10 protein-coding genes and 2 pseudogenes are annotated in these 12333 nt (G+C 65.5%); 4 read left to right on the top strand and 8 right to left on the bottom strand.

What is annotated here, in order from left to right:
• Nucleotides 1-38 precede the first annotated feature (38 nt).
• From CKW46_RS08580 to guaB, 3 genes are all read right to left on the bottom strand, one after another.
• Nucleotides 39-1865, bottom strand: a complete 1827-nt coding sequence (locus CKW46_RS08580; RefSeq protein ID WP_482053046.1) for a PPE family protein — start codon at nucleotides 1863-1865, stop codon at nucleotides 39-41.
• A 180-nt stretch (nucleotides 1866-2045) separates the two neighbouring features.
• A complete protein-coding gene (locus CKW46_RS08575; protein ID WP_012393022.1) occupies nucleotides 2046-3173 on the bottom strand; it encodes a GuaB3 family IMP dehydrogenase-related protein in 1128 nt (375 codons plus the stop codon).
• Between the two features lie 9 nt (nucleotides 3174-3182).
• Nucleotides 3183-4781 carry an IMP dehydrogenase gene (gene guaB, locus CKW46_RS08570; protein WP_482053045.1) on the bottom strand — a complete coding sequence of 533 codons (1599 nt, stop codon included), beginning with the start codon at nucleotides 4779-4781 and terminating at the stop codon, nucleotides 3183-3185.
• A 163-nt stretch (nucleotides 4782-4944) separates the two neighbouring features.
• Between guaB and CKW46_RS08565 the strand changes: the two genes are divergently transcribed.
• Nucleotides 4945-5358, top strand: a complete 414-nt coding sequence (locus CKW46_RS08565) for a DUF5319 domain-containing protein (RefSeq protein ID WP_012393020.1) — start codon at nucleotides 4945-4947, stop codon at nucleotides 5356-5358.
• Here the strand turns inward: CKW46_RS08565 and CKW46_RS08560 are convergent.
• The 3 genes from CKW46_RS08560 to CKW46_RS08550 all read right to left on the bottom strand — a co-directional run bounded on the left by CKW46_RS08560 (nucleotide 5295) and on the right by CKW46_RS08550 (nucleotide 8004).
• Nucleotides 5295-6482, bottom strand: coding sequence for an anti-sigma-D factor RsdA (locus CKW46_RS08560; RefSeq protein ID WP_240275149.1), 1188 nt, complete (start codon nucleotides 6480-6482; stop codon nucleotides 5295-5297). The genes CKW46_RS08565 and CKW46_RS08560 overlap by 64 nt on opposite strands.
• Entirely contained in the window at nucleotides 6475-7050 is a 576-nt protein-coding gene (sigD, locus tag CKW46_RS08555; RefSeq protein WP_015354741.1) for an ECF RNA polymerase sigma factor SigD, read from the bottom strand. The genes CKW46_RS08560 and sigD overlap by 8 nt, the downstream gene beginning before the upstream one ends.
• A 93-nt stretch (nucleotides 7051-7143) precedes the next feature.
• On the bottom strand, nucleotides 7144-8004 hold the full coding sequence (locus CKW46_RS08550) for a hypothetical protein (protein WP_240275063.1): 861 nt from the start codon (nucleotides 8002-8004) through the stop codon (nucleotides 7144-7146).
• Between the two features lie 550 nt (nucleotides 8005-8554).
• Here CKW46_RS08550 and whiB3 point away from each other — a divergent pair.
• Nucleotides 8555-8863, top strand: coding sequence for a redox-responsive transcriptional regulator WhiB3 (gene whiB3 / locus CKW46_RS08545; protein WP_012393017.1), 309 nt, complete (start codon nucleotides 8555-8557; stop codon nucleotides 8861-8863).
• Between the two features lie 45 nt (nucleotides 8864-8908).
• Here the strand turns inward: whiB3 and CKW46_RS08540 are convergent, their stop codons facing one another.
• A complete protein-coding gene (locus CKW46_RS08540; protein ID WP_240275065.1) occupies nucleotides 8909-9688 on the bottom strand; it encodes an amidohydrolase in 780 nt (259 codons plus the stop codon).
• Nucleotides 9689-9809: 121 nt separating this feature from the next.
• Nucleotides 9810-10439 (bottom strand): annotated as a pseudogene (locus CKW46_RS08535) (amidohydrolase family protein); the annotation flags it as partial.
• Here CKW46_RS08535 and CKW46_RS08530 point away from each other — a divergent pair.
• Both CKW46_RS08530 and CKW46_RS08525 read left to right on the top strand, forming a co-directional pair.
• A complete protein-coding gene (locus CKW46_RS08530) occupies nucleotides 10425-10802 on the top strand; it encodes a hypothetical protein (protein ID WP_499019369.1) in 378 nt (125 codons plus the stop codon). The pseudogene CKW46_RS08535 and the gene CKW46_RS08530 sit on opposite strands and share 15 nt — an antisense overlap.
• A 95-nt stretch (nucleotides 10803-10897) precedes the next feature.
• Nucleotides 10898-12293, top strand: a pseudogene (locus tag CKW46_RS08525) (PPE family protein); the annotation flags it as partial.
• Between the last annotated feature and the right edge of the window lie 40 nt (nucleotides 12294-12333).

Below are 12333 nucleotides of genomic sequence, written 5' to 3'. Positions count from 1 at the left end.
CTTCACTACACGCTATTCGCACGCCGGTGCGGCCGCGCCTAGTTGAAGAAACCCGACTGGTCATCGCCGGTGTTGAAACCGCCCGAGCTGTTGGTGCCCGAGTTCGAGATGCCCGAACTCAACGCACCCGAGTTGGCGATGCCGAAGGTGGCGTTGCCCGAGTTGGCGATTCCCGCGTTGCCAAAGCCCGTGTTGAACAGGCCCACCTGGTAGTCGCCCACGTTGTTGATTCCCGAGGTAAAACCGAAGGTTGTGGCGACGTTCATAAAGCCCGAGGTGGCGTCCCCCGAGTTATTGAAGCCCGAGACGCCCGCGCCGGTGTTACCGAAACCCGAGATCGAACCCGGTTGGGTATCGGGACTGCCGATGCCCGTGTTCACGCTGCCCGCGTTGAACAGACCCGTATTGGTGGAGCCGGAGTTGAAAAAGCCGGTGTCCACGTAGCCGGAATTGAAGCTGCCGGTGTTTCCGCCGTTGGGGCCATTGTCGCCGCCAGAGTTGAAGCTGCCGGTGTTCTCGGTGCCCGAGTTCCCGAAGCGCAGGTTGCCGCCACCGCCGTTGCCGACGCCGACGTTGGCGGCACCCCCATTACCAAACCCGAGGTTGAAGTTGCCCCCGTTACCGAAGCCGGTGTTGACCCGGCCGGCATTCCAAAAGCCCGTGTTGGTGTCACCCGCGTTCGCGAAACCGAAGTTCCGATCCCCGGAGTTGAAGAAACCCACGTTGTTGCTGCCTGAGTTGAAGAACCCCACGTTGTTGTCACCGGAGTTGCCCAAGCCGATGTTTCCGATGCCGCCGTTGAGTCCGGCGAAGTTGATGCCCACCTGGTTGTTTCCGGTCAGGCCGAAGCCGATGTTGTTGTCGCCGTTGTTCCCGAAGCCCAGATTGTTGCTGCCGAGGTTGCCAAAGCCCACGTTGGAAAAGCCGTTGTTACCGCTACCCAGGTTGGTGTCACCAAGATTTCCGTTGCCGAAGTTGGCGTTGCCAAGGTTGCCGCTGCCCAGGTTGGCATCGCCGACGCGGTTTCCGAAGCCGAAGTTTCCCTGGCCGAGAAAGTTTCCGAAGCCCACGTTTGCGTTGCCTAGATTTCCGCTGCCCCAGTTCAGATTCCCGCGGTTACCGTTGCCGAAGTTGGTGTTGCCGGTGTTACCGCTACCCAGGTTGAAGAAGCCGTTGTTCCCGCTACCCAGGTTGGCATTTCCGGTGTTTCCGCCGCCCAGATTGAGGTTGCCGGCGTTTCCACCGCCCAGGTTGAAGTCGCCGATGTTGCCGATGCTCAGGTTTCCCACGCCGGTGTTGCCAATGCTCAAACCCGGGATGACCGACGCGGCCGGGCCGGCCAGCCCCTGCAGCGCCTGCTGCCACGACGCCAATCCCGACGCCGCGGCGGATGCCCCGCCGTGATAGCCCAGCATCGCGGCGACGTCGGCGGCCCACATCTGCTCATAGCTGCCCTCGGCCGCCGCGATCGCCGGGGCGTTCTGCCCGAACAAGTTCGTCAGCACCAGCTGCACCAGCGCATTTCGATTCGCCGCAACCGCCAACGGATGGATCATGGCCGCCCGCGCGGCCTCAAACGCGCTGACCACCTCTTTGGCCTGAAGCGCTGCCTCACCAGCCCGCACCGCCGCAGCATTGAGCCAGCTCACATAGGGCGCGGCAGCGGCCGACATCGCCGCTGCCGCCGCCCCTTGCCACGACGAACCCACCAGCCCCGACGTCACCGAGCCAAACGATTCGGCGGCCGATCCCAACTCGACCGCCAGCCCATCCCAGGCCATGGCCGCGCTCAACATCGGCCCCGACCCGGCACCAGCAAACATCCGCGCCGAATTGATCTCGGGGGGCAACATCGGAAAGTTCATTTCAGCAGTCCCTTCCCGGAACCGAGCCGTCGGCGCACGAGCTTGTTTGCTGGCCGCAGCCCATTGCGCTAACTGCGGACCATACTCGGATACCAGCCCAATGTTGGTGGTTTGCGCGGACCATCGGTGACGAGACCGATCGGCGAGTGCGTCCGGGCGCTCCAGCCGATGCGGGTGGCGTCAGCCGCCGACTGCCAAACCGACCTTCTGGAACTCTTTGAGATCGCAGTAACCGGCCTTGGCCATCGATCGGCGCAACCCGCCGACCAGGTTGAGGGTGCCGAACGGGTCGTCGGAGGGCCCATTGAGGACCCGCTCCAGCGACGGCCGCTCGCCCATCGCGATCTGCAGCAATGCCCCGCGCGGCAATGACGGGTGCGCGGCGGCGGCCGGCCAGAACCAGCCCTCGCCGAGCGCCTCGGCGGACTCGGCCAGCGGCGTACCCAGCACCACCGCATCGGCGCCACAGGCGATTGCCTTGGCCAGCTCGCCGGAGGTGTGGATGTCGCCATCGGCGAGCACGTGCACGTAGCGGCCGCCGGTCTCATCGAGGTATTCGCGCCGTGCGGCGGCGGCGTCGGCGATCGCGGTGGCCATCGGCACACTGATGCCGAGCACCTCGTCGCTGCTGGTCATCCCCTCGGTGGACCCATAGCCGACGATGACCCCGGCGGCCCCGGTCCGCATCAGGTGCAGGGCCGTGCGGTGGTCCAGGACGCCACCGGCAACCACCGGGATGTCGAGCTCGGAAATGAAGGTCTTCAGGTTCAGCGGTTCGCCATCGCTGGAAACATGCTCGGCCGAGACGATGGTGCCCTGGATGACCAGCAGGTCGATGCCGGCCTGCACCAGCACCGGCGTGAGCGCCTGAGCATTCTGCGGGCTGACCCGCACCGCGGTGGTCACACCGGCTTCGCGAATCCGTGCCACCGCCGCACCCAGCAGTCCGGGGTCCAGCGGTGCCGCGTGCAGCTCCTGCAGCAGCCGGATCGCCGCCGTCGGCTCGGGTTCCTTGCTGGCGGCCTCGACGAGCTGGGTGATCTTGGCCGCAACGTCGGCATGCCGACCGATCAGACCTTCCCCGTTGAGCACCGCCAGCCCGCCCAGGCGGCCGAGCTCGATGGCGAACTCCGGGGACACCAGGGCGTCGGTCGGGTGCGCCACCACCGGAATTTCGAACCGGTATGCGTCAAGCTGCCAGGCCGTGGAGACGTCCTTGGACGAGCGCGTCCGGCGCGACGGGACGATGCTGATCTCGCTGAGTTCATAGGTGCGACGGGCGGTGCGGCCCATGCCGATTTCAACCATCATCTGCCGTCAGCGTGCGTAGTAGTTGGGCGCTTCGACGGTCATGGCGACGTCGTGCGGATGGCTCTCTTTGAGGCCAGCGGGCGTGATACGGACAAACTGCGCCTGTTGCAGCACCTCGATGGTGGGCGAGCCGGTGTAGCCCATCGCGGCGCGCAAACCGCCGGTCAACTGGTGGATCACCGAGGCCAGCGGGCCGCGGAACGGCACCCGGCCCTCGATGCCCTCGGGTACCAACTTGTCCTCGCTCAGGGCATCGTCGGCGAAGTAGCGGTCCTTGGAGTAGGACTTCGCCCCGCCCCGGCCCTGCATGGCACCGAGGGAACCCATACCGCGATAGCTCTTGTATTGCTTGCCGTTGACGAAGATCAGTTCACCGGGCGCCTCGGCGGTACCGGCCAGCAGTGACCCCAGCATGGCCGTCGATGCACCGGCGGCCAGCGCCTTGGCGATGTCACCGGAGTACTGAAGCCCCCCATCGGCGATCACCGGGATGCCCGCCCGCCGGCACACCGCGACCGCTTCCAGGATCGCGGTGATTTGCGGGGCGCCGACACCGGCCACCACCCGGGTGGTGCAGATCGACCCCGGGCCCACGCCAACCTTGACCGCGTCGGCGCCGGCGTCGACCAGGGCCGCGGCCGCCGACCTGGTGGCCACATTGCCGCCGACCACTTCGACCCGCTCACCGACTTCGAGTTTGAGTTTGCTGACCATGTCGAGCACCAGCCTGTTGTGGGCGTGCGCGGTGTCGACGATCAGCACGTCGACCCCGGCGTCCACCAGCATCATGGCGCGGACCCAGGCGTCGCCCCCGACACCGACGGCCGCGCCCACCAGCAGCCGGCCGTCGCTGTCCTTGGTGGCCAGCGGATGTTGCTCGGTCTTGACGAAGTCTTTGACCGTGATCAGCCCGGTCAACCGGCCGCTTCCGTCGACGATCGGCAGTTTCTCGATTTTGTGCCGGCGCAACAGGCCCAGGGCCGCCGACGCACTGACCCCCTCCTGCGCGGTGATCAGCGGGGCCTTGGTCATCACCTCGGCGACTTGCTTGGACTGGTCGACCTCGAAGCGCATGTCCCGGTTGGTGATGATGCCCACCAGCGCACCCGCGTCGTCGACCACCGGCAGGCCAGAAATGCGGAACCGGGCACACAACGCGTCGACCTGGGCCAGGGTGTTGTCCGGCCGGCAGGTCACCGGATCGGTGACCATCCCCGCCTCCGAGCGCTTGACCGTCTCGACCTGGCTGGCCTGCTCGGCCACCGGCAGGTTGCGGTGTAGCACCCCCATGCCGCCGGCCCGGGCCATCGCGATCGCCATCCGGGACTCGGTGACGGTGTCCATCGCAGAGCTGACCAGCGGCACCTTGAGCCGGATCTTCTTGGTGAGCTGACTGGACGTGTCAGCGGTGCTGGGCACCACGTCCGAGGCGGCCGGCAGTAGCAAGACGTCGTCGAAAGTCAGCCCGAGCATCGCCACCTTGTGCGGATCGTCGCCGCCGGTGGGCACCGAGTCGCCGGACAGGTCCCCAACACGGGCATCGCGCATGTAGGGGCTGTCGACCAGGTCGGAACTGTCTTTCAAGTGGGACATGCCACGGGACATCGGTGGGGCCTCCATACGCATGGCGGAGTGAAAGACCCATCCTATCGGCTCCCAGACTGTGACCGAGCCGCAGCTTGGGGTGTGGCGCGAGTCCAAAACAGACCGCAAGGCGCGCCCACGCAATTTCTGGCGCGATGGCTGCCTGCCTGCGTAGGCTAGGGGGGTGCGCGACCACCTCCCGCCGGGTTTGCCGCCCGATCCCTTTGCCGACGACCCCTGCGATCCGTCGGCAGCCCTGGAAGCCGTAGAACCCGGCCAGCCGCTGGATCAGCAAGAGCGGATGGCGGTGGAGGCCGATCTGGCCGATCTCGCGGTGTACGAGGCGTTGTTGGCCCACAAGGGAATCCGTGGACTCGTGGTGTGCTGCGACGAGTGTCAACAGGATCACTATCACGACTGGGACATGCTGCGCGCGAACCTGCTGCAGTTGTTGATCGACGGCACCGTCCGCCCACACGAGCCGGCCTACGACCCCGAGCCGGACGCTTACGTCACCTGGGATTACTGCCGCGGTTACGCCGATGCCTCGCTCAACGAAGCGACATCCGACGCGGACGGGTTCCACCACCGCCACTGAGCGAGTGTTGCAACGGCTGGACGCGAGCCGTATCCGCTACTGAGCGCCCCCGCCAGCCCGTCAGGAAACTGGGCCTGCTGGGAAACTGGGCCTGCTGGTGCGGGTTCCACCGGTTCTGGCTGTCCGGACGTTTGAACCACCGGACTTCCCGGGTTGGTCGCGTCGCCGGGTGCTGCCGACTTAGCCGGCCCCGGTGCCGCAACGCCGGCGGCCGCCGGCGAGCCAGGCGCCACCACAGACGTGTCGGCGGGCGTCTCGCCTGGGACAACCGCCGAAACGGGCGGCGTTGGGACCGACGTGGGCGCCGGACTGGTCGCGGTCGCGCCCGCGGGCGGTAGCGATGCCGACGGCTTGGCCCCCGTCGTGGTTGGCGACGCACTGGGCGCCGGTGCCGATTCCGGTGCGCCCGATTCGTTCGGCGGCACGGGCGACACCGTTTCCGGAGCCAGGGGTGTCAGCGAGTTGCCCGGAGGAACCTGCGGTGCGAGCACCCCGGTGGGCCCGGACTGTGGCGGCCCGCCAGCTGGCAGAGTCGCATTCGGATCGCGCTTTTCGACCTTGGTGTTGAGCTGATTCAGCTCGTTTAGCAGGTGCTGTCGGCGGCTGCCGTCGTTGACGGTCTGCAGGGTGCTGCTGACCTCGGCCAGCTGGCTCTCGGCTTGGTCCCATTGCCCCTGCGCGATCATCTGCTCGGCCTTGGCGAGATCGGCCTTGGCGGACAACATGATCTGGTCTTCACTGACCCGCGGCTCGTTGAACAGCATCGCGTGCAGGCCATAGAGCAGGTCGCCGGGACGGGCGTCGGCCACCACGGCGCCAAGCCCGCTCAATGCCAGCAATGTCGCCGCAACCGAGCCGATCGCTGCCCACGCGCGGCGCGACCGGCGGCGTTCGGAAAGCCCCAGGATCAGCGCATCAACGGCCTCATTCTGCGACACCAGCGCGCTGGCCGGCGGCCAGCGCAGGTCGTCGCGCCATTCGCCCATCAGGGCGGCCAGCGCGTCATCGTCGGGATCGTTGAGGCTGAACCGTTCGCGGCCGGCGAGCGCATCGAGAAGCAGATCGGTGCGAGCCACCTCGTCCAACCCCGGCTGGTCGCCGAGAGTAAATCCAGATTCAGGCATAGTCACCCGCCGCGACGATTTCGTCCTTGAGCCGTTGAAGTGCGCGGTGCTGGGCCACCCGGACCGCCCCGGTGGTGCTACCCACAGCGGCCGCGGTTTCCTCGGCGGACAGACCGACAACCACGCGCAAAATCAGAATTTCACGCTGTTTGGCCGGCAGTATCTCGAGCAATTCGTTCATCCGGGTGACCGAATCGGCCTCGATGGCGAGTTGCTCGGGACCGGCATCGGCGGATCGGCGCTCTGGAACCGATTCGGCCGGGTAGGCAAGATCGCGCCCGGCGGCGCGATGCGCGTCGGCAACCTTGTGTGCCGCGATGCCGTACAGAAAGGCCAAGAAGGGGCGCCCTCGGTCCCGATAGCGCGGCAACGCCGTAATGGTGGCCAAACAGACCTCCTGTGCCACATCATCTGCTGAGAGGCCACTGCGCTCGACCGTGCCGACGCGAGCTCGGCAATACCGCACAACGATCGGACGAATGGTCTCCAGCACCTCCCGAAGCGCGTTCCGGTCTCCTGCCACGGCCTCCGCAACCACAGCGTCGAGACGTTCCCCTTCAATTGTCATCGACGGCGATATCTCCAACGTTACGAACCGGACACATCCCGGGCTAACTAACGGGGCTAGCTAACGGATTGACAATAACGGTCGAACAGCAATTCAAGCGGGACGCCAGGTTCCACCGGCGCGCCACACCTGATCTGCGCAGATATCGCGAATCTCGCGCAACTGACTTACCGGAAGCGTGACGCTTTCGGTATCGATCAGCAAGCAAGCCAGCGCCCAGCGCAGCGGGATCAGCCCCAGCCGTCCGGCATCGTCGAGGGCCGCCTCGCCGATCACGCGCGCTTTATCGATGACGCCGGCGCTGCATAACGCCGCCGCCAGCACCACATCACTTTTGACCCGATGCCTGGCCGACGCACCGCCGCTGGTGCGGGCCAGCTCGACCCCCCGCTCGGCAAGACCCACCGCGGTACGGCCGTCGCCGGAGAACATGGCCAGCTCCGCCCCGACCCAGCAGCGGCGCACCGCCAGCCGGTCGGCCACCTGGGGCGGCAATTGCGCGGCGGCGACGACGGTGTCGGCACGACTCAGCAGCGCCGCCGACGCGGCGAAGCGGCCGACACCCAGCGCGTCGGCAGCAAGGCCCACCAGCGCATCGGTTGCGGCCTCGGGATCGGCACCGGCCAGCGCTAGGGCACGACCGTCCCAACGGCGCGCCCGCGTGTGCCACCCCAGCTGGCGCAGAAATGACGCGTGCGTGCTGTGTGCCAGCGAGGACCAGCGATCGGCCGGCACCCGGCGCCGCAGCAGCGCCAGATCGCTATACGCACTGCCGTAGCGGCCCTGGCCGCCGGCGGCGACGGCACGCAGCCACAGCTGACGCGGCGTGATCGCCGCAGGCAGCGGCCAGCGGTCTGGCCTACTTCCGAACGCGGCATCGTCGAGCGTTGACTCGATCGCCGACGCGACGACCGCGAAGTTTCGATCATCGCTCTCGGTGATGCCGGGCCCCACACATGCGCCCATTGATCCTTGAAGTTATCGGAGGTGTTGGCGCCCCGACAATGCCGGCACCCGGGGCGACCGGCGGCGTCCGCGACCTGCGCAACACGACTCACCTGGATGACAAGCGCTCGAGCGAATATGGTAAAGGCACGCGGTACGCCTCGAGTGCCGAACAAGACTGTGATATTCGACCATCCACTCGACGTCAATGGTAAAAAGTTTGTGCTTTCCATGTTACGGCAGTATTACTCACAGCTATCTTCAGAATAATTACAGGTAGCCCACAGTAGGCCAGTGACCTGGGGGAATCGGGATATCTAGGTCGTCTTCCTAGCACGCTTTGTCTTCCACAAATGCTAGGCAGATGAACGCGGAGTTAATTCTCATCCAACGCCCAGGTATTTCACGGGCAACGGTGGCTATTGACGGAAATTCGGCAACGCCCCTAGCGTTTACCTTTGTTCGGGTAGTCATCGTTGACGCCTCTGAAAAGTCAGTGCACAACTCGCGAGTCGCGAACCTAAAACCTCGGGTGTGCCGTGCAGAGAGGGAATCAGCAATGCCACAGCCAGAGCAGCTACCTGGGCCCAACGCCGACATCTGGAACTGGCAGTTGCAGGGCCTATGCCGCGGTGTCGACTCATCGATGTTCTTCCACCCCGACGGCGAGCGCGGCCGGGCCCGCATGCAACGCGAACAGCGCGCCAAAGAGATGTGCCGGCGCTGCCCGGTGATCGAAGAGTGCCGCTCCCACGCACTCGATGTGGGCGAGCCCTACGGCGTTTGGGGCGGTTTGTCCGAGTCCGAGCGTGACCTGCTGCTCAAGGGCGGCATCGGACGCACTCGGGGGATCCGCCGCACTGCCTGATCGTCCCGGCTCTCCCCCGGGTTGGCCCGCTATCGCGGCCTGGGCCTACGACGACTGCGTCGCGGGCTCGCGATAGATCGTGCGCCCCTCTTTGATGGTCTCGAGGACCGCGATGTCCTTTAACTTCATCGGATCCACGGTCAGTGGATTGTTGTCCACGATCACCAGATCGGCGAGCTTGCCCACCGTGATCGAACCCTTGGACTGCTCCTCGGAGTACTGATATGCGGCGTTGATGGTGATCGCCTTCAGCGCCTCGAGCGCTGTTACGCGCTGATCCGCCCCAATGACTTCCCCACTGCGCGAGACGCGATTGACCGCCGTCCACAACACGAACATCTGGTCCAGGGGCGTGACGTTGAAGTCGGTGTGGTTGGTCGGACGTAGCCCCATGTCGATGGCGGCCCGCATCGGGCTGAGGAAATGGGCCTGCTCCTTGCCGCGCAGCCGCACGTGGGTGTCGCCGAAGTAGAACGCGTGCTCGGTGAACAGTGAGGGAATCAGGTTGTACTCGACATACTTCGCGAGCTGATCCCGCCGCACGAACTGGGAATGAATCACCGTGGTGTGGCGGTCTTTGGTGGGGTCATCGGCGGCCGCGTACTCATGCGCGGCCAGCAGGACGTCAATCGCCCCATCTCCGTTGGCGTGGATGTTCAGCGGCAAACCGAGGTCGTAAACCCGTTTGAACCACCCGTTGACGGTCTCCTGTGAGAAGGGCAGCTCGCCGGACCAGTTCTTTTCGCCGCCGGGCCCATCGGCCAGGTAGGGGGTGGTGAAGAACGCGGTTCGGCCCTGCGGCGAGCCGTCGAGAGTGATTTTCACGCCGCCGAGCTTGAGCCGGTTGTGGTACGTCCCGAATGTGTCGGGCCGGATTTTCCGGCAGTACCTCGTCGAGTTCGAGGATGAACGGGTACGCGATGACGTCAATGAGGTCGGCGCCACCGGCGGCCGCCCGCCGCAGCAAGGCAATGTCGGCCGCGTGGGTCAATCCCTCGTGCGCGGTGGTGATACCGACCGCCGCGTACAGCAGTTGACCGGCAATGCTCCATTGCACCTCTTGCTCCGGCGTGGGCTTGGGCAGCGAAGCGAAAATCGGCAGGAACGCGGTTTCCATGATCAGGCCGTCGGGTTCGGTGGAACCTTCCTTGCGCACGATCACCCCGCCCGGCGGCGTTTCGGTGTCCGCCGAGATGCCAAACTTTTGCATCGCCGCGGAATTGAGCACGGCCCCGTGCAGGGATACGTGCCCGACCAGCACCGGGTTGTTCGGGAAGTCCGCGTCGAGGTCTTCGCGATGCAGTGTGCGTCCATCGGGCATGACCGTCTCGTCATATCCGTAGGCCATGATGATCTCGCCGTCGGCGATGTCGCGCGCGTCCCGGAACTTCTTGAGCTCCGCGACAATCGCCTCGACATCTGCCGCCGGGCCGGCTGGCGGTGCGAACACGTTGACCTGGTTGGCCACCGTCAGTGCATTGATGTAGTGGCTGTGCGGGTCGATGAATCCCGGTAGCAAGGTATTTCCGGCAAGATCGACGCGCCGTGTGTGCGGCCCCAGATGTTCGCGAACCACATCGTCGTGGGCCCCGACCGCAACGATGCGCCCATCCTTGACCGCGACCGCTTCGGCTATTGGCTGCTCATCGTCAACTGTGACGATGTCACCGTTGGTGTAGATGGCATCGGCGTCACCGGTCACGTAGACCCCCTCTTGATTGCCGTCATCCTACTGCGACCTCGAACAACACGCGCAACATCGGTTGCTTCATCTGCCCAGCGGTCAAGGCCGACCATGTTGTGGCACAAGGCATTACCCGGCAGACAACCTCGCCCCGAGACGCCACCAACACTCGGGGAAACCGTGCACCCACAACTCTCATTAGAGCTGGCCGTCAACCTGGGTCCGGCCCGGCGCAAAGACGAAAATCCGAGTTGACATCGCGGTGGCGGTCCTAGCATTCCTGGCGAATTGCGATTCCACGGCGGCCTGGTCGCCGCCAGAGCAGCAAACGATACGGGCAGGGGCCGACCATGACGAACTTTGCGATGTTGCCACCCGAGGTCAATTCGTTGCGGATGTTCACCGGTGCGGGATCGGCACCGATGCTCGACGCCGCGACGGCCTGGGACAGCATGGCCTCGGAGCTGGGTGTGGCGGCATCGTCGTTTTCGTCGGTGACCTCCGGATTGGCCGGAGATGCCTGGCAAGGCGCGGCCAGCGCGGCGATGACGGCCGCGGCCAGCTCCTATGCGAAATTGTTGGGCGCGGCCTCGACCCGAGCTGCCGCGGCGGCCACCCAGGCCAAGGCGGTGGCCGGTGTGTTCGAGGACGCGCGCGGCGATGGTCCATCCGTTGGCCGTGGCGGCCAACCGCAGCGCGTTCCTCAAGTTGGTTCAGTCAAATTGGCTGGGGCTCAACGCACCGGCCATCATGGCCACCGAGGGCCACTACGAGCAGATGTGGGCCCAGGACGTGGCCACGATGGCCGGCTACCACGCCGGGGTGTCGTCAGCGGCAGCCGCGTTGCCCGGCGGTCTGCAGCAGCTGCTGAAAACCCTGCCCAACCTGGGCATCGGAAACATCGGCAACGCAAACATCGGCAACGGAAACATCGGCACCGCAAACATCGGCACCGGAAACAGCGGTGTGGGAAACACCCCGATCACACCTGGAATCGCGGGCAACTACAACATCGGCGGCGGAAACAACGGCAACAACAACCTCGGCGCCGGAAACTACGGCAACTTCAACTTCGGCTTCGGCAACAAGGGCGACGGGAACATCGGCTTCGGCAACGGCGGCCCGGCCAACCTGTCGAGACTGAACCCGTTCGCCCTGCAACCGGCGCCGGGCAACAACAACGTCGGCATGGGCAACACCGGCAACAACAACTTCGGCCTGGGCAACCTCGGCGACGGCAACATTGGCGGCGGCAACTACGGCAATAACAACATCGGGCTCGGCCTGCTGGGCAGCAATTTGGTCGGCGTCGGCGGTGCCTACTACGACACGGCCGCCGGCCAGTTCCATTTCGACGGCCTGAACACGGGCAGCGGCAACATCGGCATCGGGAACTCGGGCAACAACAACATCGGCTTCTTCAACTCCGGCGACGGCAACATCGGCGCCTTCAGCTCGGGCACCAACAGCGTTCTGCCGGGTCACCTCAACAGCTTTGGCGTCGGGAACTCCGGCATCGGCAACTTCGGCGTCGGGAACGCGGGCGCGGGAAACTTCGGCGCCGGAAACTCCGGCCTGCTGAACACCGGGGTCGGGAACGCCGGCTCGATTGATACCGGCGCGTTTAATGGGAACAACCTCAACACGGGCTTTTTGAACTCGGGCAAGACAAACACCGGCTTTGGGAACTCCGGCCACGAGAACACCGGCTTTTGGAATTCGGGCGACGTGAACACCGGCGTCGGGGCCCAGGGCTCCGGCGTTGTTGATTAGCAGGCTTGTGAGC

This window comes from Mycobacterium liflandii (assembly GCF_022354805.1).
In the GTDB taxonomy this organism is placed as follows: Bacteria; Actinomycetota; Actinomycetes; order Mycobacteriales; family Mycobacteriaceae; genus Mycobacterium; species Mycobacterium marinum.
This window is presented reverse-complemented; position numbering and strand designations above follow the sequence as displayed.

What these genes read in the sequence shown, in the direction of transcription:
- CKW46_RS08580 (WP_482053046.1), bottom strand. Translation starts at nt 1,865, where the DNA reads ATGAACTTTCCGATGTTGCCCCCCGAGATCAATTCGGCGCGGATGTTT.
- CKW46_RS08575 (WP_012393022.1), bottom strand. Translation starts at nt 3,173, where the DNA reads ATGGTTGAAATCGGCATGGGCCGCACCGCCCGTCGCACCTATGAACTC.
- guaB (WP_482053045.1), bottom strand. Translation starts at nt 4,781, where the DNA reads ATGTCCCGTGGCATGTCCCACTTGAAAGACAGTTCCGACCTGGTCGAC.
- CKW46_RS08560 (WP_240275149.1), bottom strand. Translation starts at nt 6,482, where the DNA reads ATGCCTGAATCTGGATTTACTCTCGGCGACCAGCCGGGGTTGGACGAG.
- sigD (WP_015354741.1), bottom strand. Translation starts at nt 7,050, where the DNA reads ATGACAATTGAAGGGGAACGTCTCGACGCTGTGGTTGCGGAGGCCGTG.
- whiB3 (WP_012393017.1), top strand. Translation starts at nt 8,555, where the DNA reads ATGCCACAGCCAGAGCAGCTACCTGGGCCCAACGCCGACATCTGGAAC.
- CKW46_RS08530 (WP_499019369.1), top strand. Translation starts at nt 10,425, where the DNA reads ATGTTCGCGAACCACATCGTCGTGGGCCCCGACCGCAACGATGCGCCC.